The sequence below is a fragment of the Micromonospora alfalfae genome (genome assembly GCF_022230925.1).
In the GTDB taxonomy this organism is placed as follows: domain Bacteria; phylum Actinomycetota; class Actinomycetes; order Mycobacteriales; family Micromonosporaceae; genus Micromonospora; species Micromonospora alfalfae.
On sequence record NZ_JAKKFH010000021.1, the window covers coordinates 127,943 to 148,814 of the forward strand.

18 protein-coding genes and 1 tRNA gene are annotated in these 20,872 nt (G+C 70.3%); 11 read left to right on the forward strand and 8 right to left on the reverse strand.

What is annotated here, in order from left to right:
• Positions 1-71: 71 nt before the first annotated feature.
• Positions 72-1,628, forward strand: a complete 1,557-nt coding sequence (locus MED01_RS17850; protein WP_238669702.1) for a S8 family peptidase — start codon at positions 72-74, stop codon at positions 1,626-1,628.
• Positions 1,629-1,694: 66 nt separating this feature from the next.
• On the opposite strand, the gene MED01_RS17855 is transcribed toward MED01_RS17850, so the two are convergent.
• From MED01_RS17855 to MED01_RS17865, 3 genes are all read right to left on the reverse strand, one after another.
• Positions 1,695-2,501 (reverse strand): WecB/TagA/CpsF family glycosyltransferase, encoded by an 807-nt coding sequence (locus tag MED01_RS17855; protein WP_238669703.1) that lies wholly within the window; start codon positions 2,499-2,501, stop codon positions 1,695-1,697.
• Positions 2,498-3,613: an NAD-dependent epimerase/dehydratase family protein gene (locus tag MED01_RS17860; protein ID WP_238669704.1), complete on the reverse strand. Its 1,116-nt coding sequence runs from the start codon at positions 3,611-3,613 to the stop codon at positions 2,498-2,500. Before MED01_RS17860 ends, MED01_RS17855 begins: the two co-directional genes overlap by 4 nt.
• A gap of 64 nt (positions 3,614-3,677) precedes the next feature.
• Positions 3,678-3,763 (reverse strand) — tRNA-Leu (locus tag MED01_RS17865).
• 206 nt (positions 3,764-3,969) lie between these two features.
• Between MED01_RS17865 and MED01_RS17870 the strand changes: the two genes are divergently transcribed.
• From MED01_RS17870 to MED01_RS17905, 8 genes are read left to right on the forward strand one after another with little or no spacing between them, the layout of a single operon-like run.
• Complete coding sequence (locus MED01_RS17870; RefSeq protein WP_238669705.1) at positions 3,970-4,758, forward strand: FHA domain-containing protein; 789 nt, start codon at positions 3,970-3,972, stop codon at positions 4,756-4,758.
• A 6-nt stretch (positions 4,759-4,764) separates the two neighbouring features.
• Positions 4,765-5,250, forward strand: a complete 486-nt coding sequence (locus tag MED01_RS17875; RefSeq protein WP_030487599.1) for an FHA domain-containing protein FhaB/FipA — start codon at positions 4,765-4,767, stop codon at positions 5,248-5,250.
• Positions 5,247-6,716 (forward strand): PP2C family protein-serine/threonine phosphatase, encoded by a 1,470-nt coding sequence (locus MED01_RS17880; RefSeq protein ID WP_238669706.1) that lies wholly within the window; start codon positions 5,247-5,249, stop codon positions 6,714-6,716. Before MED01_RS17875 ends, MED01_RS17880 begins: the two co-directional genes overlap by 4 nt.
• A 30-nt stretch (positions 6,717-6,746) precedes the next feature.
• The gene (locus MED01_RS17885; protein ID WP_238669707.1) at positions 6,747-8,240 is read left to right on the forward strand and encodes an FtsW/RodA/SpoVE family cell cycle protein; all 1,494 of its coding nucleotides are present in this window, start codon (positions 6,747-6,749) and stop codon (positions 8,238-8,240) included.
• Positions 8,237-9,742, forward strand: a complete 1,506-nt coding sequence (locus MED01_RS17890) for a peptidoglycan D,D-transpeptidase FtsI family protein (RefSeq protein ID WP_238669708.1) — start codon at positions 8,237-8,239, stop codon at positions 9,740-9,742. The genes MED01_RS17885 and MED01_RS17890 overlap by 4 nt, the downstream gene beginning before the upstream one ends.
• A gap of 1 nt (position 9,743) precedes the next feature.
• A complete protein-coding gene (locus tag MED01_RS17895) occupies positions 9,744-11,153 on the forward strand; it encodes a serine/threonine-protein kinase (RefSeq protein WP_238669709.1) in 1,410 nt (469 codons plus the stop codon).
• Positions 11,150-12,967 (forward strand): Stk1 family PASTA domain-containing Ser/Thr kinase, encoded by a 1,818-nt coding sequence (gene pknB / locus MED01_RS17900; protein WP_238669710.1) that lies wholly within the window; start codon positions 11,150-11,152, stop codon positions 12,965-12,967. The genes MED01_RS17895 and pknB overlap by 4 nt, the downstream gene beginning before the upstream one ends.
• Before the next feature lie 19 nt (positions 12,968-12,986).
• Positions 12,987-13,682 carry a SanA/YdcF family protein gene (locus MED01_RS17905; protein WP_238669711.1) on the forward strand — a complete coding sequence of 232 codons (696 nt, stop codon included), beginning with the start codon at positions 12,987-12,989 and terminating at the stop codon, positions 13,680-13,682.
• A gap of 57 nt (positions 13,683-13,739) precedes the next feature.
• On the opposite strand, the gene MED01_RS17910 is transcribed toward MED01_RS17905, so the two are convergent.
• The 4 genes from MED01_RS17910 to MED01_RS17925 are packed head-to-tail and all read right to left on the reverse strand — an operon-like array spanning position 13,740 to position 17,182.
• Positions 13,740-14,390: an aminodeoxychorismate/anthranilate synthase component II gene (locus tag MED01_RS17910; RefSeq protein WP_112621287.1), complete on the reverse strand. Its 651-nt coding sequence runs from the start codon at positions 14,388-14,390 to the stop codon at positions 13,740-13,742.
• Positions 14,391-14,392: 2 nt separating this feature from the next.
• Positions 14,393-14,674, reverse strand: a complete 282-nt coding sequence (locus MED01_RS17915; RefSeq protein WP_238669712.1) for a hypothetical protein — start codon at positions 14,672-14,674, stop codon at positions 14,393-14,395.
• Between the two features lie 4 nt (positions 14,675-14,678).
• Positions 14,679-16,385 carry a class E sortase gene (locus MED01_RS17920; RefSeq protein ID WP_238669713.1) on the reverse strand — a complete coding sequence of 569 codons (1,707 nt, stop codon included), beginning with the start codon at positions 16,383-16,385 and terminating at the stop codon, positions 14,679-14,681.
• Complete coding sequence (locus tag MED01_RS17925; RefSeq protein WP_238669714.1) at positions 16,382-17,182, reverse strand: DUF881 domain-containing protein; 801 nt, start codon at positions 17,180-17,182, stop codon at positions 16,382-16,384. The genes MED01_RS17920 and MED01_RS17925 overlap by 4 nt, the downstream gene beginning before the upstream one ends.
• A gap of 221 nt (positions 17,183-17,403) precedes the next feature.
• On the opposite strand from MED01_RS17925, the gene MED01_RS17930 reads away from it, so the two are divergent.
• Together MED01_RS17930 and MED01_RS17935 are read left to right on the forward strand one after the other, a co-directional pair.
• Positions 17,404-17,667 carry a cell division protein CrgA gene (locus MED01_RS17930; protein WP_238669715.1) on the forward strand — a complete coding sequence of 88 codons (264 nt, stop codon included), beginning with the start codon at positions 17,404-17,406 and terminating at the stop codon, positions 17,665-17,667.
• A 206-nt stretch (positions 17,668-17,873) separates the two neighbouring features.
• Entirely contained in the window at positions 17,874-20,072 is a 2,199-nt protein-coding gene (locus tag MED01_RS17935) for a (Fe-S)-binding protein (protein WP_238669760.1), read from the forward strand.
• Positions 20,073-20,133: 61 nt separating this feature from the next.
• Here MED01_RS17935 and MED01_RS17940 read toward each other — a convergent pair whose 3' ends face one another.
• Positions 20,134-20,799, reverse strand: coding sequence for a GOLPH3/VPS74 family protein (locus tag MED01_RS17940; protein ID WP_238669716.1), 666 nt, complete (start codon positions 20,797-20,799; stop codon positions 20,134-20,136).
• Positions 20,800-20,872: the final 73 nt, after the last annotated feature.

Here is a 20,872-nt window from a genome sequence, read left to right on the forward strand (position 1 = left end):
TAGATCGGCGAGTGTCGATTGATGTTGGGACCGGTGGTCACGTTCCACTGCCGGTCAGAGGGAGGTAGGAAATGGGTCTTCCACGAAGGTCCGTACTGATCGGGGTGGCCGCGGCGACAGTGCTGGCCGTCGGTACCCCGGCCCTGGCCGCCGAACCCGTGGGTGTGGTTCGGGCCGCCGGCGGAGCCACCGCCGTGCCGGACAGCTACATCGTCGTACTCAAGGACAGCGCGGTCGCCCGGGACCGGGTCGGCGACACCGCGAAGCGGCTCTCCGGCCGCCACGGCGGCACTGTGGCCCGCACCTACGGCGCGGCGCTGCGCGGCTTCGAGGTCACCGTGAACGCGAGCGCGGCGGCGCGAATCGCGGCCGACCCGGCTGTGGCGTACGTCGAGCAGAACCACACCGTCTCGATCTCCGGCACGCAGGCCAACCCGCCCTCCTGGGGCCTCGACCGGATCGACCAGCGCAACCTGCCGTTGGACAGCTCCTACACCTACCCGAACACGGCGAGCAACGTGCACGCCTACATCATCGACACCGGCATCCGGTTCTCCCACAACGACTTCGGCGGCCGGGCCACCTCCGGCTACGACGCCGTGGACGGCGGGTCGGCCGACGACTGCAACGGGCACGGCACGCACGTGGCCGGCACTGTCGGCGGATCCACGTACGGGGTGGCCAAGGGCGTCCAGCTCGTCGGCGTACGGGTGCTGAACTGCTCCGGCAGTGGCACCAACGCCGGTGTGATCGGCGGCGTCGACTGGGTCACCGCGAACGCGATCAAGCCGGCGGTGGCGAACATGAGCCTCGGCGGCGGCGCGAACAGCTCACTGGACAACGCCGTCCGCAACTCGATCGCCTCGGGTGTCACGTACGGCCTGGCGGCCGGCAACGACAACGGCGCGAACGCCTGCAACACCTCGCCGGCGCGTACCACCGAAGCCATCACCGTGGGCTCGACGACCAGCTCGGACGCCCGGTCGTCGTTCTCCAACGTCGGCACCTGCCTGGACATCTTCGCCCCCGGCTCGTCGATCACCTCGGCCTGGTACAACAGCAACACCGCCACCAACACGATCAGCGGCACCTCGATGGCCACCCCGCACGTGGTCGGAGCGGCGGCCCTGGTGGCCAGCGCCAACCCGAGCTGGACCCCGGCTCAGGTCCGCAACCAACTGGTGGCCAACGCCACGCCCAACGTGGTGAGCAACCCCGGCTCGGGCTCGCCGAACCTGCTGCTCTACGTGGGCACCGGCAGCACCCCGCCGCCGCCCACCGGCTGCACCGGCACCAACGGCACCGACGTGTCGATCCCGGACGCCGGCTCGGCGGTGACCAGCTCGATCACCATCTCCGGCTGCGGTCGTAACGCCTCCTCGACCTCCACAGTGGCGGTGAACATCGTGCACACCTACCGAGGTGATCTGGTCATCGACCTGCTCGCCCCGGACGGCAGCTCGTACCGGCTGAAGAACAGCAGCACCTCGGACAGCGCCGACAACGTGAACGCCACCTACACGGTCAACGTGTCAGGTGAGGCCGCCGACGGCATCTGGCGACTCCAGGTGCGGGACACCTACTCGGCCGACACCGGCTACATCAACACCTGGACCCTGACCGTCTGACCGGTCCCTGACGACCGAGGCCCCACCCGGCACGCCGGGTGGGGCCTCGCGTCGTACAGATCGGGCTCAGACCGAGAAGGTGGCCGGCCGCTCGGTGGCCGGGGCCGGCGGGCGGGCCTTCCACAGGCCGATCTTCTGCGCGGCGAGCCGGCTCAGGTAGGCCGGGTTGAGGATGACGTAGCGACGCCAGAGCCGCTTCGGCTCCAGACCGAGACGCCAGAACCACTCAAGACCGGCGCGCTGCATCCACGGCGGGGGCTGACGCAGCAGCCCGGCGTGGTAGTCGAAGGCCGCGCCGACCGCCATCAGCGGCATGTCGAGCAGCGGCCGCATGGCGTACGCGAAGACCTCCTGGCGCGGGCAGCCGAGCCCGACCAGCACCAACCGGGCGCCACTGGACCGGATCCGGTCGGCGATCTCGGCGTCCTCACCGGGTTGGACGGCACGGAACTTGGACGGCTCCACCCCGGCGATCTTCAGCGCCGGGAACATCCGCTCCAGGGCCGGGATCAACCGGGCGAGGGTCTCCTCGGTCGAGCCGTACAGGTAGACCGGCAGCCCTTCGTCGGCGAAGCGCGACAGCACGTGCAGGGTCAGGGTCGGCCCGTACACCCTGTCGCTGAGCCCGGCGTGGTGCAGCAGGTTGAGCGCCCACCGCACCGGCTGCCCGTCCGGCGTGACCACGTCGAAGGAGTTGAGCCGCGCGTTGTGCGCAGGGTCGAGCACCCCGGTCATCACACCGTGCACCGCCAACGCGGTCAGCGCGAGGGGACGCCGCTCGTGTGCCGCTGTCACCACCGCATCGGTCGCCGTGGCGTAGTCGGTGGCGTCGACGAGGACGCCGAGCACGTTGCGCTTCGTCCGGGCGCTCATGGCTGGGCCACCCACTTGTCCACGTTGGCCTCGTAGATCTCCCGCAGGATCATCGGCACGTCGTAAGTGATCTTCCAGTCCGGATACTGCGCCTCGAACCGGGCCATGCTGCTGACGTACCACTGGTGGTCGCCGGTGCGGTTCTGCTCGACGTAGTTGATCCGCGCCTCGCGGCCGGTGATCTCCTCAGCGATCCGGAACGCCTCGATGTGCGAGGTGTTGGAGTGCCGGCCGCCACCGAGGTTGTAGACCTCGGCGGATCGCGGGGCCCGGAAGAACGCCTCGAACGCGGTCAGCACGTCGTGCGAGTGGATCGCGTCCCGGACCATCTTGCCCTTGTAACCGAAGAGGTTGTACGTCCGGCCCTCCATGACGCAGCGCATCAGATAGGCCAGGAACCCGTGCAGCTCGGCCGCCGAGTGCGCCGGGCCGGTCAGCGTGCCGCCCCGGAAGCAGGCGGTCTTCATGTCGAAGTAGCGCCCGTACTCCTGGACCATCACGTCCGCGGCGACCTTGGAGGCGCCGAAGACCGAGTGCAGCGAGTGGTCGATCGACATCTCTTCGGTGATGCCCTGGTACCAGCGGTGGTCCTCGGGCAGCTCGTACCGGGTCTCCAACTCGATGAGCGGCAGGCTGTTGGGCCGGTCGCCGTACACCTTGTTGGTGGAGCAGTGGATGAACGGCGCGTCGATGGCGTGCCGGCGGGTGTTCTCCAGCATGTTGAGCGTGCCGCCGGCGTTCACGTCGAAGTCCGTGTACGGCTCCTTGGCTGCCCAGTCATGGCTCGGCTGGGCGGCGCTGTGGATCACCACGGCAATGTCCTTGCCGTACTTCTTGAACACCTGCTCCAGGCCGTCCCGGTCCCGGATGTCCACCGCGAAGTGGGTGTACGCGTTACCCAGGTCACGGCCGAGCCGTTCCAGGCTCCACGAGGTGGAGCCGTCCTCGCCGAAGAAGTACCGGCGCATGTCGTTGTCGATGCCGACGACATCCAGACCGAGGCCGGCGAAATGCCGAACCGCTTCGGAGCCGATCAGACCACCCGACCCTGTCACCAACGCGACACTCACACGCCACTCCTGGTCCATTGGAGGCAGAATCCATCGGAGCATAGCGTGACGTCCAGCACGCCCCGATATGACGGAAGGGCCCCGCATGAAGCGGAGCCCTCGTCGGTGGTGGGGATGGGGGGAGTTGAACCCCCACGCCCTTTCGGGCACACGGACCTGAACCGTGCGCGTCTGCCATTCCGCCACATCCCCGTGGCACAACCCGGAACACTCTAGCCGCCCGGCCCCGCCGTCTCCAACGGGCCTCGGGAATACTACGCTGTCCCTGACGCTCGCCACGAGCGATTACCGTTCGTGGCGGACGAAAGATTAGCACGACAGTCCCGGCCCTTCCGAACGGGTCGAGACCAGCCGGCCGAGCGGCGTGTGAGCTGCGCGCGCGCCGGCCGGATACCATCATGTCCTCGGGACCCGAGGAGGAGCCGGTGAGCGTGCTGCAACGCTTCGAGAAGCGTCTGGAAGGCCTGGTCGAAGGGGCCTTCGCCAAGGTCTTCAAAGGGGTGGTCCACCCCGTGGAGATCCTCAACGCCATGCAGCGGGAGGCCGAGGCGCACAAGGCGATCCTGGCCGGTGGGCGCACGTTGGTGCCCAACCGCTACGTGATCGATCTCTCGCCGTTCGACCACACCCGGCTGGCGCCGTACGCCGCCGCGCTGGCCCAGGAGTTGGCCCAGTCGCAGGCGGAGTTCATCGGCGAGCAGGCGTGGACGGTCTACGGCGACGTGATCGTCGAGATCGAGCGAGGCGAGGGTCTGGACACGGGCATGTTCCGTGTCACGGCCGAGGTCTACACCGGCGGCGAGGTCGCCCCGGTGTCGGCGCCCGGCTATGACGCCGGCCCGCCCGCCTACCCCGCGTACGACCAGGGCGGTGGCTACGGCCCGCCGCCCGGGCACGGTGGCGGTCGCAACGTGCGGCTGGTCTCCGGCGACGGTCGCACCTACCCCCTCCAGATGGGGTCGACGGTGATCGGTCGCGGCGACCAGGCCAACCTGCGTCTGCCCGACGTCGGCATCTCCCGGCGACACGCCCGGCTGGATTTCGACGGGGGCCAGGTCGTGTTGACCGACCTCGGCTCGACCAACGGCACCATGGTGAACGGGCAGCGGGTCTCCGCCGTCGCGCTCAACCCCGGTGACATGGTCCAGCTCGGGACGACGACGCTGACCTTCCGCGTGGACGGCTGACCCGCCTTGCCGGAACTGGTCATCACCGTTGCCCGGTTCGGGTTCCTGATCCTGCTGTGGATCTTCGTGTTCACTGTGGTCGGCGTGATCCGCCGGGACCTCTTCGCGGGCGCCCGGTCGGGTCGTCTGGTGGCCGCGCCACGCGCGGTGGGCGCCTCGACGGGGCAGGCGGCCAAGCCAGCGAAGGTGAAGCGGGGCAGAGCGGCGCACCAGCTGGTGGTGACGGCCGGTCAGCTGGCCGGCACCAAAATCACTCTCGGTGAAGCGCAGATCACCATCGGTCGGGCTGAGGACTCCACCCTGGTCATCACCGACGACTACGCCTCCGCGCGACACGCCCGGCTCGTGCCGCGTGAGGGGCAGTGGTACGTCGAGGACCTCGGCTCGACTAACGGCACGTACCTCGATCGCGCTAAGGTCTCCGGACCAACCCCCGTCCCCCTCGGCGTGCCGATCCGGATCGGCCGCACTTCCCTCGAATTACGGCCATGACTCTGACCCTGCGCTATGCGGCCCACAGCGACCGCGGTCTGATCCGAGACGGCAATCAAGACTCCGTCTACGCCGGGCCGCGGTTACTCGCCGTTGCCGACGGCATGGGCGGTATGGCCGCCGGTGACGTCGCCAGCAACATCGTCATCGGTGCCATGGCGCCGCTCGACGAGGACGTCCCGGGGGACGCTCTCGTCGATGCGTTGCGTTCGGCAGTGGGCACCGCCAACCAACAACTCCGCGACACGGTGGACGCCAACCCACAGCTGGAGGGGATGGGCACCACGCTGACGGCGACCCTCTTCACCGGCAGCAAGCTGGGCATGGTCCACATTGGCGACTCGCGGGCCTACCTGCTGCGCAATGGCGAGTTCGCGCAGATCACCAAGGACGACACCTACGTCCAGATGCTGGTCGACGAAGGCCGCATCAGCGCCGAGGAGGCGAGCAGTCACCCGCAGCGGTCGCTGCTCACCCGTGCCCTCGACGGTCGGGACATCGACCCGGAATACTCGGTCCGCCAGGTCATGCCCGGCGACCGGTACCTGATCTGCAGCGACGGCCTGTCCGGTGTGGTCAGCGCCGAAACCATCGGCGAGACCCTGCGGGAGTACACCGACCCGCAGCAGTGCGTCGAGCGGCTCGTGCAGCTCGCGCTGCGCGGCGGTGGGCCGGACAACATCACGGTGATCATCGCCGACGCCACGGACCAGGACATCGTCGAGGCGACCCCGATCGTGGGCGGCGCCGCCGCCCGGGACCGGGGCATGGCGACCTCCGCCGACGACTCGACTCCGGCGGCCCGAGCCTCGGCGCTCTCCGCGCCGCGTCCGGCCGCCCCCGAGGAACCGGCGGCCTCCGACGATGACGCCGACCGGCCGAAGCGACGCCCGGTCCGGACCGCCGCCATGGCGCTGGCCCTGCTGGTGATCGTCGGCGGTGCGGCGTTCGGTGGTTGGACGTACACCCAGCGGCAGTACTACGTGGGAGCCACCGAAGAGGGCCAGGTTGCCGTCTTCCGCGGTGTCCAGGGTCAGATCGCCGGGATGGATCTGTCCAGCGTGCACCGCCGCAGCGGCACCCGCCTGGACGACCTCACGGTCGCCGCGCAGGACACCGTCAAGGTCGGCATCCGAGCCAAGAGTGAGCCGGACGCCGAGCGTCAGCTCGCCGAGCTGACCAGCGACACGCCGAGCAACCCCAACCTGAAGCCGCTCTGCCCGCTCGACCCGACCGCCGCCGGGGTCAACACGCCGACGCCGACCCCGGTCGGCTCGACGCCGACCCCGAACGGCAGCCCGAGCGCCAACGCGTCGCCGACCCCCAACGGGGTTGTCAGCGCAAGCCCGACCGCCGGTGCCACCACTGCACTCGGTGGGGCCGGCGCGACCACCACACCCGACGTCACGCCCTCCGACTCGGCCACGCCGGCGCTCGACCCGGCCGGCTGCCGGTCTCCTGAGTGAGCGTCGGCTGAGATCCTGAGGACTCCACCCGTGACCGTAGCGGCCACACCGGCACCCTCGCCCGCCACCGCGGGCGAGCAATCCGGCGTACGCCTGGCGCGGTCGCGCCGCAACGCCGAGCTGTACCTGCTGTTGCTCGCGATGGTGCTGGTGGCCGCGTACGGGGCGACCGTCGAGGCGAACCTGCTGGACACGGTCACCTCGGACTTCTGGATGCCGGCCGCCGCGCTCGGCGCGGTCTTCCTCGGCCTGCACCTGGTCATCCGGTTCCTCGCCCCGTTCGCCGATCCGGCGCTGTTGCCTGCGGTGGCCCTGCTCAACGGGCTCGGGGTGGGCTTCCTGCGCCGGATCGACCTGGGCGACGCCCCGGTGGCCGAGCGGGAGAGCCTGGCAGTCTTCGCGGGGCAGGGCGGACGTCAGCTGGCCTGGACGCTCGGTGCGGTGATCCTCGCCGCCGGCCTGCTCGCGATCATGCGTGACCACCGGTCGATCTCGCGGTACGCGTACACCCTGGGGTTGGCCGGCATCGTGCTGGTGATGATCCCGGCGGTGCTGCCGTCGAGTATCTCCGAGATCAACGGCGCGAAGCTGTGGGTCCGGGTCGGCAGCTTCTCCATCCAGCCGGGTGAGTTCGCCAAGTTGGCGCTGCTGGTCTTCTTCGCCTACTACCTGGTCCGCAAGCGTGAGGTGCTGTCGCTGGCCAGCCGGCGCTTCCTCGGCATCGACTTCCCGCGTGGCCGTGACCTCGGGCCGGTGGTCGGCGTCTGGCTGATCAGCGTCCTGGTGCTGGTGTTCGAGAAGGACCTGGGCACCTCGCTGCTCTACTTCGGCATGTTCGTGGTGACGCTCTACATCGCCACCGAACGGGTCAGCTGGCTGCTGATCGGCCTGGTCCTCTTCTTCGGCGGCGCGTACCTCGCCTACGTCCTCGGCTCGACTGTCGGCGGGCCGTTCGCCAACTTCTACGTGCGGGCGGAGATCTGGCTCGACCCGTTCGCCGACCCGACGAACAAGGGCTACCAACTCGTGCAGGGCCTGCTGGCCCTGGGCACGGGCGGCCTCTTCGGCGCCGGGCCGGGCGGCGGTCAGCCGGAGATCCTGCCCGAGGTGCAGAACGACTTCATCTTCGCCGGCATCGGTGAGGAGATCGGCCTGTTCGGCCTCTCCGCGCTGCTCGTCGTCTACCTGCTCATCGTGGAGCGCGGGCTGCGCGCGGCACTCGCGGTACGGGACTCGTTCGGCAAGCTGCTCGCCGGCGGTCTCGCGTTCACCCTCGGTCTCCAGGTCTTCGTGATCGTCGGCGGGATCAGCAAGCTCATTCCGCTGACCGGTCAGACCACCCCGTTCCTGTCCGCCGGCGGGTCGTCGCTGATGGCCAACTGGCTGCTCATCGCGGTGCTGCTGCGGGTCTCCGACGGCGCCCGCCGACCGGTGACCGGAGGAGGCGGCGGCAAGGCGGCCCGTCCCAGCGGTGGCCCGCCCGAGCAGCTGCACGGTGCTCCCACGGAGGTGATCAAGCCGTGAACGCACCCCTGCGCCGCGTTGGCGTCGTCGTCATGGTCCTGTTCGGTCTGCTCTTCGCCAACCTCAACTGGATCCAGGCATACAAGGCGGATGAATACCGGACCAGCGACTACAACGGTCGGGTCCAGGTCGCCGAGTACGACCGTAAGCGCGGCAACATCGAGGCTGGCGGCACGGCGGTGGCCACGAGCAAGGAGACCACCGGCAACCTGAAGTTCCTGCGCACCTATCCCAGCGGCGCCAAGTACGCCCATGTGCTCGGCTACAAGCCGGTCAACCTGGCCGACCAGGGCATCGAGCAGGTGGAGAACGACTTCCTGGCCGGCACCAGCGACCAGCTGATCGGCGACCGGTTGAAGGACATGTTCACCGGCGACGACACCGGTGGCGGCAACGTGCTGCTCACGCTCTCCAAGCGGGCCCAGGACGTGGCGTACGACCAGTTGCGCAACAACGAGGTGGGTGCGAAGCGGGGCGCGGCGATCGCCGTCGACCCGCGTACCGGTGCCATTCAGGCGCTGGTCTCCATGCCGAGCTTCGACCCGAATCCGCTGGCCAGCCACGACACCAACGAGGCAGCGGCGGCGTACAACAAGCTGGAGAAGGACCCGGATGAGCCGCTGAAGAATCGCGCGCTTGGCGAGACGCTGCCGCCGGGTTCCACCTTCAAGATCGTGGTGGCTGCGGCGGCGCTGGAGAACGGCGTCACCAAGACCACCCAGATCCCGGCCGGTTCCAGCTACACCGCGCCCACCTCGGGCACCCCGATCCGCAACGCCGATCCGTCGATCTGCCCGACCCGGCAGGTCACCCTTCTGGAGGCGGTCACCGAATCGTGCAACACCGGCTTCGCCCAGCTCGGTGTGCGGCTTGGCGCGGAGACCCTCAAGGAGAAGGCCCGGCAGTTCGGTTTCGAGCAGGAGGACCTGACCGTCGGCCAGCTAGGCGAGGGCGGCCTGCCCACGGCGGCCAGCCGGACCGGGACCATGCAGAACCAGGACGGCAGCACCGACCCGGCCGCGCTGGCCCAGTCCTCGATCGGCCAGAACAACGTTCGGATGACCCCGCTCGAAGGCGCCATGATCGCCGGCTCGATCGCCAACAACGGCAGCCAGATGCGGCCGTACCTGGTGCGGCAGCTGCTCGCGCCGGACCGGACCACCAGCTACTACACGGCAAAGGCGCGGGAGCTGCGCCAGCCCGTCGAGCCGCCGGTCGCCGCCGACCTGCGCGAGATGATGGTCAGTGTGGTCCAGAACGGCACCGGGCGGAAGGCCGCGATCAACGGCTACACGGTCGGCGGCAAGACAGGCACCGCCCAGTCCGCCCCGGACCGGCCCGACCACGGCTGGTTCATCGGCTTCGCCCTGGACAAGAACGGCAACCCGGTCTCCGCGGTCTGCGTGGTGCTGGAGCAGGCCGGCCCCGGTGGTAGTGGCGAAGCCGCTCGGATCGCCGGTCAGATCATGCGGGCCGCCATCGCCGACCCAGGGGGTCGCTGACATGCTCAGCCCCGGCGTGCAGCTCGGCAACCGATACCGTCTCGACGAGCGGATCGCCAGCGGCGGCATGGGCGACGTCTGGCGCGGCACCGACCAGGTGCTCGGCCGGACGGTCGCGGTGAAGAGCCTGCTCCCCGCCCTGCTCGACGACCCCGACTTCGGTGAGCGGTTCCGCCACGAGGCCCGCACGATGGCCACCATCAACCACCCCGGCGTGGTGGACGTCTACGACTTCGGCAACGACCAGCAGATCGCCTTCCTGGTAATGGAGTACGTCGAGGGTGACGCCCTGTCGTCCACGTTGAGCCGGGTCGGCCGGCTCACCCCGGCGCGGACGATGGCCCTCGTCGCGCAGGCCGCCGACGCGCTGCACGCCGCGCACGAGAAGGGCATCGTGCACCGCGACGTCAAGCCGGGCAACCTGCTGGTCCGGCCCAACGGCACGCTGGTGCTCACCGACTTCGGCATCGCCCGCTCCGACATGGTCGGCCAGCTCACCGCCGCCGGTTCGGTGCTCGGCACCGCCTCGTACATCTCGCCGGAGCAGGCCACCGGCGGCGTGGCCACCCCGGCGTCCGACGTGTACGCCCTCGGCGTGGTCGCCTACCAGTGCCTGGCCGGTCGGCGGCCGTTCGAGGGCGACAACCCCCTCGACATCGCGATGCGGCACGTCCGGGAGACGCCACGGCCACTGCCGGCCGACATCCCCCCGCAGGTGCGCGCCCTTGTCGAACGGGCGTTGGCGAAGGATCCGGCCGCCCGCTGGCCGAGCGCCGCCGCACTGGCCGGGGTCGCCCGTCAGCTCAAGGCCGCGCTCTCCCAGCAGGCCCGGGCCGCCGGCAACTCCGGGCCGGTCTCCGCGGCGCCCGCCTCACCCGCCGCGCCCGGTCGGGCCCAGGTGCCGCAGGCACACCAGATGCGTCCGCCGACTGCCCGCCCACCGGTGGCCGGAGCGAGGCCGACAGCGATCGCACCCGCCCAACAGCCACGCCCCACCGCCGTCGCGCCGGCCGTCCAGCCCGTCCGGACACCTGGCGCACCGAACGGCTACCCGCGCGGTGCGGCAGCGGTGCCGTCCGGGCCACCCCGGCAGGAACACCCGCCGGCGTACGTCCGGCAGGCCGGCCCGGCGACACCGTCACCGCAGCCCCAGCGGTCCCGGCCTGGAATGGTGCTCCTCGCCATCCTGCTGGCCGTGCTGGTCCTGCTCTGCTCTGGCGTGATTTCCTACAACCTGCGGAAGCAGTCGCAGGCCGGTGTATCCGCCGGGCTGGCGCCGCGCACCGTGACGTCCGGCGCGCTACGACTCGACGGGCGCGACGATCCGACCCGGACGTCGTACCGTCGGGAGGTACGACTCCAGCCGGGCGACGGCGGGGCGACGACGAGCGAAGGACGACAGACGCGATGACAGCGCAGGCCCGCCTGCTCGGTGGCAGGTACCAGGTCGGCGAGCTGCTCGGCTATGGCGGCATGGCCGAGGTGCACCGTGGTCGCGATCTCCGGCTCGGTCGGGACGTCGCGATCAAGATGCTCCGCACCGACCTCGCCCGGGACGCGACGTTCCAGATGCGGTTCCGCCGGGAGGCGCAGAACGCCGCCTCGCTCAACCACCCGGCCATCGTGGCGGTCTACGACACCGGCGAGGAGACCGCGCCGACCGGTGAGACGCTGCCGTTCATCGTCATGGAGTTCGTCAACGGGCGGACCTTGAAGGAGGTCCTCGGCGCCGAGGGGCGACTGCAACCGCGCCGTGCGCTGGAGATCTGCGCCGACATGTGCGCCGCACTGGAGTTCAGCCACCGGCACGGGATCATCCACCGGGACATCAAGCCCGGCAACGTGATGCTCACCCAGACCGGCCAGGTCAAGGTGATGGACTTCGGCATCGCTCGGGCGCTGGCCAGCGGCGCGACCACGATGACCCAGACCAGCGCGGTCATCGGCACGGCCCAGTATCTTTCACCGGAGCAGGCACGCGGCGAGGCCGTCGACGCCCGCTCCGACGTGTACGCGGCCGGCTGCGTGCTCTTCGAGTTGGTCTGCGGGCACCCGCCGTTCGTCGGGGACAGCCCGGTCAGCGTCGCGTACCAGCACGTACGGGAGACGCCGCCGACGCCGAGCGACATCAACCCGGACGTCACCCCGGCCGTCGACGCGATAGTGCTCAAGGCGCTGTCGAAGAACCCGCTCAACCGCTATCAGAGTGCTGGCGAGATGCGGGCCGACCTGCTCCGCGCCGCCGCCGGCCGGCCCGTGCTGGCCACACCTGTGCTGCGCGAGGCGGAGACGGTGGCGATGGCCCCGGCCGGCGGTGGGGGCGGCTATCCGCCTTCCGGCCGTGGGCCGCAGACCGGGCAGATCCCGGCCCGGGTGGGCGACCCCCGCCAGCGCAAGGCGTCCTCCTGGCTGATAGCGATGTTCAGCGCGGTCGGCGTACTGGCGGTGATCGCCCTGGTCGCCGCACTGCTCTGGAGCCAGCAGAAGGGCAACGACCTGAAGTCGGTGCCCACCCTCACCGGCAAGACCCGGGACGTGGCGATCGCCGAGATCCAGAAAGCCGGTCTGTCCGCACAGGTGGGTGACCCGGTGCTGGCAAGTGACTGCACCGAGGGCACTGTCGTTCAGCAGAACCCGCTGCCGACCACCCAGGTGAAGCAGAACGGCACTGTCACCATTCAGATCTGTGGTGGGAAGCCCGAGGTGCGCGTTCCCGCCGGGCTCAAGGGCAGCAAGCGGGAGAGCGCTATCGCCCGGCTCACCGAGGCGAAGCTCAAGTACGACATCAACACGGTGAACGACGAGGCGAGCCAGGACGAGGTACTGAAGGTCGAGCCGCCCGAGGGCGAGAGCGTCCCCGAGGGCACGAAGGTCACGCTCACTGTCTCGAACGGCAAGGTCCGCGAGGTGCCGGACGTCGTCGGGTTGAGCCAGGAGGAGGCCACCCGCGTCCTCCGGAACGCCGGCTTCACTGTCGTCGTGCAGGACGGGCCGGAGGTTCCCGCCGACCAGGCGGGGAAGGTCACCGACCAGAGCCCGAACGGCAAGGAGAAGAAGCCCACCGGCACGAGGGTGACCATCAAGGTGAGTCAGCCGGAGCCGGAAACCGACCCGACGCCCACAGGGACGCCGACGACCACGCCGACGGGCACGCCGACCACTCCCGGCGGTGGGGGCGGCATCGGTCTGCCGATCCCGCCTCCGCCGGGCCGGCCCCAGGACTAGGCCACCTCCGGGCATCGGCATGACCGAGGCTGAATCGTCGGCGGTCGGGCCGGTGCGGCGGTGGCCCCGACACCTTCGCCGGCTGGCCGTCGCGGGCCTCGTCGTCCTGGTGCTGGCCAGCTCCCCGTGGCTGTGGACGACGCTCGCCGCACGCGGCCACCTGTACGCCGTCGCCGACGCGCCGGCCGCCGACGTGGTGATCGTCCTCGGCACCGAAGTGGCACCCGATCGGCAGCGACCGGGGGATCGTCTCGCCGGCCGCCTGGACACCGCCGCCGAATTGGTGAACAGCGGGCGGGCCACTGTCGTCCTCGTGTCGGGCGACGGCGGAGGCGCGTCAGGCGACGAACCGGCGGTGATGGCGAACTACCTCGCCGAGCGCGGCGTCGACAGGCGTCGGGTGGTGGCCGACCCGTTCGGCCTGGACACCTACGACAGCTGCGCGAGAGCGCGGGAGGTGTACGGCGTCGAGCGGGCCCTGATCGTCACCCAGTCGTACCACCTGTCGCGGGCGGTGACGCTGTGCCGGCAGCTCGGCGTCGACGCCGACGGGGTGACCGCCCGCTGCGATGGTTGCGGTGCCGCCCTGCTCGCCGAGAAGTCGGCTCGGGACTACTTCGCCAGTGGCAAAGCGGCGTGGGATGCGGTGCGCGACCGACCGCCAGCGGTGCGTTCGCCTGCGAATTCCGCTGTCCAGGACGCGCTGCGTGGCTGACCCGACCGGCACCGGCTCCCGACGTCAGGGTGCCTGAGCCCTGACGGTCCGGCCCCCTCAGGTGGTGGCGAAGGCCGCCAGACGACGCGCGTCCACCTCGGCGGCCAGCGCGGGTGCCCGCTCCAGCGCCTCGGGGTGACCGCAACTGGCCAGCCAGTTGGCCAGCATCAGGTGACCGCCCTCGGTGAGCACCGACTCCGGGTGGAACTGGACGCCCTCGATGGGCAGCGTCCGGTGCCGCATCGCCATCACCACGCCGGAGCCGGTCCAGCCGGTGACCTCCAGCTCGTCGGGGAGCGTCTCGGGCAGCACGGCGAGCGAGTGGTACCGGGTGGCGGTGAACGGGTCGGGCAGACCGGCGAGTACGCCGACCGAGTGGTGTCGTACCTCGGAGGTCTTGCCGTGCAGCAGCTCGGGGGCGCGCGTCACTGTCGCCCCGAAGGCCTCGCCGATCGCCTGGTGACCGAGGCAGACGCCGAAGATCGGCAGCTGGCCCGCGTACTCCCGGATGACGTCCAGGCAGATGCCGGCCCGATCCGGGCTGCCCGGACCGGGCGACAGCAGGATGCCGTCCGCGCCAACAGTGCCCACCTCGGCGACGTCGATCTCGTCGTTGCGACGGACCTCGCAGTCCACGCCGAGCTGGCCCAGATACTGCACCAGGTTGAAGACGAAGGAGTCGTAGTTGTCGATCACCAGGACGCGCATGGTCACCTGCTCGGGGAGGGGGGCGCGGGGTTGTTCTGGTCGGTGTCGTACGGCAGTTCGTGATCGTCGCCGGCCGGGGTCTCCCCGGTCACCGGATCGCCGCCGCCACCAGTCTCGGCGGGTACGCCGGACTCGACCTGCACGTCGTCGAAGGGCAGCAGGGGCTCGGCCCATGGGAAGGCGACGTACCACAGCAGAGCCACCGTGGCGGCCACCAGGAGCACCGAGCCGGTCAGCTTTCCGACCACGCCGAACGGCAGCTTGCGCCAGATGAACGCGTACACCGGGTCAGCCTCCCAGCTCCGCCGGACGGCCCGCGGACTTGGGTTGGGTGCGGTCCAGTTCGGCGTGGATGATCAGGCGCTGGTAGTTGTCGAACTTCGGGTTGCACGTGGTGAGGGTGAGCATCCGCTTGGTTGCCTTCTTGTTCGGCTCGCCGGGCACCGGCGCCACCACCTCGACCTGGGTCGGCCGGACGATGCGGGACTGCGACACCCGGTAGACGTACCAGTCGGTCTTGCTCTCGACCACGATCGGGTCGCCCTCGTCCAGCTCGTCGAGCCGCCAGAAGGTGGCCCGGTTGCGGTGGCCGGCGACGGAGAAGTTGCCCACCTGGCCGGGGAGCGCGCTGGTCGGGTAGTGGCCGGGGGCGAAGCGGATGTCCTGCTGAGTGACGCCCTCGACGACGACCCAGTTCTTGTCGAGCTTGGGGATGTAGAGGCCCGCGAGAGGCTTTCCGCGTACCGGTGGGGAGGGTTTGACGCTCGGGCCCACCGACGGGGCGACAGTCGGGTCGTCGGTGGGACCCCAGGCCTGGGCCAACTCGTTGTTGAGGTCGTTCTGGTGGGCGTCGACGATCGCCGACTTGCCCCAGACCTCGTAGCCGGCGAAGAGCAGGACCACCAGGCCGAAGGTGATCAGGATTTCGCCGGTGACGCGGACCCCGGTGCGCAGTCGCGAACCGAACGACGGACGGGTCAGCTCGGAGTAGACGCTCTTGTAGCCCTCGCCGGTCTGGTGCGGCCGGAGTTGCACCACCCGCTCGCCGCGTCGGGGTTGGGGAGGTTCGGCGGAGTTGGCGCCGGCCGGTTCATCCGGGACGGCGGTGCGGGGGACGGCACCCATCAACGCGGTCGAGTCCATGGTCGGCGGCCTGCTGGCAGGAGTGGCGGGCACGGCCGGAATCAACGCGGTGGCGGCCGGATCGTCGCCGCGATCCCCGCCAGCGCTCGGCGGGACCCGGCTCGGCCCGGTCGGCGGGACCCGATTCGGCCCGCTCGGCGGGAAGCCTTCCGGTCCGGCCGCTGCGACGCGGTCGGGGGCGGCCGGGGAGACCGGTGCGGCCGGGGAGCCGGTGGGTCGGCCGGGCCGAGCGGTGACCTGCGGAATGTACGCGGTCGGCGAGTCGGCCAGCGGCGGCGTCGAGGGCCCGGAGGAGACAGGCCGGCCCGGTGTGCCGGAGGCCGCCGGCCGGGTCGGCATCGGCATCCCGCCGGGCGTGGCCGGGCGGGTCGGTGCGGCACCTGGCGGGTTGCCGGTGGTCGGCGGTCGGGTCGGTGCGGCACCCGGCGCGGTCGGTCGGGTGGACGAGGCGCTGGGTGCGGGGGGTCGGGTCGGGGCGTTGCCTGGGGCAGCGGGCCGAACCGGGCCCTGGTTGCTGGCGGGTGGTCGGTCGGGGGTGGTCGCGGGGGGAACCGCAGGACCGCCGTGTGAGCCCGGCCGGGCGGCTGCGCTGCCCGGCCAGGGCGGCGGCGCTTCGGCACCCGGGCGGCCCGGGGTCCCGTTCGGCTCGGGTCGGGTCGCGCTCGGCGGCTGCTGCTGGGTTGGCGGTTGCTGCTCGGCTCGTGGCGGTTGCAGCACCGGCTCGGGCCAGTTGCTGGCCGGGGTCGGTCGGCCCGGTGCCGGCTCGGGCCTGTCGAACTTGGGCAGAAAGGCGGTCGGCTCGTCGGTCTGGTCCCGGTGTCGCCCGTCGCGTTGCTCGTCCGGCCCGCTCACTTGGGCACCGTAGCCGAGCGCAGGGCGGTGGAGTCCTCAAATGCGGGAACTCGCACCGTGGAGGCCGTCTCGTTGTAGCCAAGCTGGTAGTCGTCGACCGCGTCCTTGAACAACCGGACTCCCTGAGAGCTGGCGAGGGCCTGCTGGAGGGCAGCGGGATCGCCGATCGCTACGATCTTGAACGGTGGGGAGTACACCCGGCCGTGCAGTAGCAGGGTGTTACCGACGCAGCGTACCGCGCTGGTGGTGAGCACGCGGACATTCATGATTGACATGGCCTCCGCTCCGCCGGCCCAGAGCGCGTTGACCACCGCCTGCACGTCCCCCTGATGCACCACCAGGTCGTCGTTGCTGGCGTCCGACTGCGTCTGGTCGAGCTGGGGCGCGTCGTTCAGCTCGACGGTGACCCCGGGCCCGCTGAGGGCGGTGAACCCGGCGTTCTGGAGGCTGCCCTGGGCGCGATTCTGCTGAGCCTTGATCGGCGCGTCCGAGCCGGCCAGCGTGTTGGTCCGTTGTTCGACCTCGCCACGCAGTGTGGCGGCGCGGCGCTCGCTGGCGGCGACCTGTTCGCGGCGGTCCTCGATGAGCTGGTTGAGCTGGGGTCGCCGGTCCTCCCGGAGAGCGGTGCCGCCTGCGGTGGTCGCGGTGGTGGTGAAGAGCAACCCGGCCGCTGCGGCGATCAGTGGCACCCCGATCGACCAGCCCGGACGGCGTTGGCGCGGTCGCCGGGGCAGCAGCCCGGCGGCGGCCCGTCGGAGGACCTTCTGCCAGGAGGTTGCGCCGGATGTGTACTCCACCGAGCGTTCCTTCCGCGTGTCGGGGATCGGTCCGTGCCGGCTGGGCCGGTGATGCGAACAGTCCCGCCTCTTTCGGTCACTCCGTGCACCGGCCTGACCCCATTCGTGGTCCAGGCGGCCAATCGGGACTACGCTAGCTCTCGAACATTATTGGCCATGGACCGTCGCCCCCGCGCCCGGTTGTCAGGCCGGACGAGGTCGTCACCCCTCTGGAGAGCGCCGTGCCCAAGTCTCAGGTCCGTAAGAAGAAGGTGTACACCCCGCCGACGGACGTTCGTCCGACGACGACGGCGTCGTCGCGCAAGCCTAGCCCGGTGTGGTTGCCGATCACCGCGGTCGCCTTGATCGTCGTCGGGATCGGCTGGCTGGTTCTCTACTACCTGTCCGAGCAGGAGTACCCGGTCATGGCGTGGGGTTACTGGAACCTCGCCGTCGGCTTCGGTGCGATGGTCGCTTCGCTGGCGTTGCTCTCTCGCTGGCGCTGATCCGGGCAGACCGCCGCGTCGGCGGTCCCACGTCACCCCGTCGAGCCCCTGCCCAGCAGGATCGGGTGGGGCCCCCTATGGTGTGCGCAGGCAGCGCGGCCTACTGCGAGATGACTCACGTTACCGCTGGGTAACCTTCGCGTAGGCTGCACTGCATGACCGAGCAGAGCGAGGTCATCAGGCAGCAGACCGGGGAGGCCAACTCGATGGGCAGCGTCCAGATCGTCACCACGATCCTCGCAGCCGCCATCACCGCCGTGGCGGTGTGGCTTGCGGTGCGTGCGGTCCTGAAGATGGTGGCAGTCATCCGGCTCGGGCAACCCGCGCCGGAGCGGTTCTCCGACAAGGTCGCCCGCGCCAGGACGATGCTGGTGGAGACAGCCGGCCATACGCGGATGCTCAAGTGGGGCGTGGTGGGCGCCGCGCACTGGTTCGTGATGGTCGGTTTTGTCGTGCTGTCGCTGCTGGTGCTCGAGGCGTACTTCGAGGTGGTCACCACCGACGGCGGTCTGCCGATCATCGGGCACTGGACGATCTTCGGTCTGGTCACCGAGATCATCGGGGTGCTGGGTCTGGTCGGCATCCTGGTGCTGATGGCGATCCGGCTGCGCAACCGGCCGACCCGCCCGGGTGGGCGGTCCCGGTTCACCGGCTCGACAATGTGGCAGGGCTACTTCGTCGAGTGGATCGTGCTGCTGGTCCTGATCTTCGGCTTCGTGATCCGGGGCTTCAAGGTCGCCACCGACCACTTCGAGTTCCCGTTCTGGGCCACCCCGGTCAGCCACGCGGTCGGTGCGGTGCTGCCCGACTGGGCGGACGGCGTCAGCGTCGCCGCGGCCATCAAGATCATTATTTCGATGACCTGGCTGATCGTCATCTCCCTGAACGTCACGATGGGCGTCGCCTGGCACCGCTTCCTGGCGTTCCCCAACATCTTCTTCAAGCGGGAGCCGGCCAGGCCGGCCGGCTCCGGTCTCGGCGCGCTGCGCCCGATGACGAGCCAGGGCAAGCCGCTCGACTTCGAGGAGGCCGACCCGGAGAAGGACCAGTTCGGCGTCGCCCACGTCGAGCAGTTCAGCTGGAAGGGCCTCCTGGACTTCAGCACCTGCACCGAGTGCGGTCGCTGCCAGTCGCAGTGCCCGGCCTGGAACACCGGCAAGCCCCTGTCGCCCAAGCTGCTCATCCTGAGTCTGCGCGACCACGCGTACGCCAAGGCGCCCTACCTGCTGGCCGGCGGCGGCAAGGACCTGACCGGCGAGGAGAAGGCCACCCAGGCCCAACTCGCCCACCTGGACGTGCTGGCCCTCGCCGAGGCCGACAAGCCGTTGATCGGCACCGCCGAGGAGGGCGGTGTCATCGACCCGGACGTGCTCTGGTCCTGCACCACCTGCGGTGCCTGCGTCGAGCAGTGCCCCGTCGACATCGAACACGTCGACCACATTGTCGACATGCGCCGCTACCAGGTGCTCATCGAGTCGAGCTTCCCCTCCGAGGCCGGGGTGATGCTGCGCAACCTGGAGAACAAGGGCAACCCGTGGGGTGCCCCGCAGAACACCCGCGAGGACTGGACCAAGGGCCTGGACTTCGAGGTGCCCCGGGTCGGCGAGGTGGACGACTTCGAGTACCTGTTCTGGGTCGGCTGCGCCGGCGCGTTCGAGGACCGGGCCAAGAAGACCACCCGCGCGGTGGCCACGCTGCTCAACGAGGCGGGCGTGAAGTTCGCGATCCTGGGCGAGGGCGAGACCTGCTCCGGCGACCCGGCGCGACGGATCGGCAACGAGTTCGTCTTCCAGATGCTCGCCCAGCAGAACGTGGAGACGCTGAACGAGGCGTTCGAGGGCCGCGAGAAGGCGAAGCGCAAGATCGTCGCGACCTGCCCGCACTGCTTCAACACACTGGGCAACGAGTACGGGCAGCTCGGCGGGGAGTTCGAGGTGGTCCACCACACCCAACTGCTCGCGCACCTGGTGTCCACCGGCAAGCTCACGCCGGTGCAGCCGGTCGACGGTGGCGTCACCTACCACGACCCCTGCTACCTGGGTCGGCACAACCGCGTCTTCGCGGCCCCCCGAGAGGTCCTCGGCGACGCCATCGCGGGCGACCTGACCGAGATGCCGCGTAACAGCGAGCGCTCCTTCTGCTGCGGCGCCGGTGGCGCCCGGATGTGGATGGAGGAGAAGATCGGCAAGCGGATCAACGTGGACCGGGTCGAGGAGGCCATGGCCACCGGGGCGAAGACGGTCGCCGTCGGTTGCCCCTTCTGCTCGACGATGCTCAGCGACGGGGTCAACGGCAAGGGCGCCGGCGAGCAGGTCGAGGTGATCGACGTGGCGACCGTCCTGCTGCGCTCGGTGAAGCCGGCGGCCCCGACCGCTGAGCCGGAGGTCGCGCCGACCGCAGGCTGAGGCGTACCCCCGGCGGAAGCTGAACCACGACGGCGGCGGCACCCGTGCCGCCGCCGCTCGTTCAGCTGGTGGTGGTGGTGACGATGGCCGCGGTGGTCGCGACCATCAGCGCGGCCTGCATCTCGTCGATGGCCTTCTTGGCCGCGGCCGAGGCCCAGTCGGCCGTGGCGATCTCGTCCATCCGGGCCTTCACCCGCTCCTTCGGCAGCTCGCGGAAGAGCTTGCGGTCCAGGCCTACCGCCCGGGTCAGGGTGAGCAGCGCCGCCGTCCGGGCGTCGACCGGGCCGTTGCCGGTCAGCGCCACCGCCATCCGCTCCCGGACTTCGGTCTCCACCGCCGGCTGGGCACCGGTCGGCGAGGGATAGCGGGTACGCGGGAAGACCAGCAGCACCCGGTCTGACTCCCGGCGCAGCACCCCGGTCTCCACGAGGCCGTCGAGCACCCGCTCCGGCAGGCCCTTGGCCAGCTTGCCGATCCAGTTCTTCGGTTTGCGGGGCCGCCCGGCGGCCAGCATGGTCAGGGCCTCGTCCAGTAGCGGCACCCCGATCGCTGTGGGATCGGTCACCACGAGGTGCTTGTCCGTCACCTCCACCCGGCCGGCGAGCGCCAGTTCCAGCAGCACCGCGCCGGCAAGGCCGTAATCGAGTTGTGGGCGTCCGAGCCGATTGGCGCCGTCGTCGTCGTACGCGAGCAGGACCAGTTCATCGGTGAGCAGCAGACTGTCCATGCCACCACGCTAGCGGGGGCCCGCCGCCGGCACTCCCGTGTCACAATCACGCACATCGACGGACTTTTTGTTC

What these genes read in the sequence shown, in the direction of transcription:
- MED01_RS17850 (WP_238669702.1), top strand. Translation starts at nt 72, where the DNA reads ATGGGTCTTCCACGAAGGTCCGTACTGATCGGGGTGGCCGCGGCGACA.
- MED01_RS17855 (WP_238669703.1), bottom strand. Translation starts at nt 2,501, where the DNA reads ATGAGCGCCCGGACGAAGCGCAACGTGCTCGGCGTCCTCGTCGACGCC.
- MED01_RS17860 (WP_238669704.1), bottom strand. Translation starts at nt 3,613, where the DNA reads ATGCTCCGATGGATTCTGCCTCCAATGGACCAGGAGTGGCGTGTGAGT.
- MED01_RS17870 (WP_238669705.1), top strand. Translation starts at nt 3,970, where the DNA reads ATGTCCTCGGGACCCGAGGAGGAGCCGGTGAGCGTGCTGCAACGCTTC.
- MED01_RS17880 (WP_238669706.1), top strand. Translation starts at nt 5,247, where the DNA reads ATGACTCTGACCCTGCGCTATGCGGCCCACAGCGACCGCGGTCTGATC.
- MED01_RS17895 (WP_238669709.1), top strand. Translation starts at nt 9,744, where the DNA reads ATGCTCAGCCCCGGCGTGCAGCTCGGCAACCGATACCGTCTCGACGAG.
- pknB (WP_238669710.1), top strand. Translation starts at nt 11,150, where the DNA reads ATGACAGCGCAGGCCCGCCTGCTCGGTGGCAGGTACCAGGTCGGCGAG.
- MED01_RS17905 (WP_238669711.1), top strand. Translation starts at nt 12,987, where the DNA reads ATGACCGAGGCTGAATCGTCGGCGGTCGGGCCGGTGCGGCGGTGGCCC.
- MED01_RS17910 (WP_112621287.1), bottom strand. Translation starts at nt 14,390, where the DNA reads ATGCGCGTCCTGGTGATCGACAACTACGACTCCTTCGTCTTCAACCTG.
- MED01_RS17935 (WP_238669760.1), top strand. Translation starts at nt 17,874, where the DNA reads ATGGGCAGCGTCCAGATCGTCACCACGATCCTCGCAGCCGCCATCACC.
- MED01_RS17940 (WP_238669716.1), bottom strand. Translation starts at nt 20,799, where the DNA reads ATGGACAGTCTGCTGCTCACCGATGAACTGGTCCTGCTCGCGTACGAC.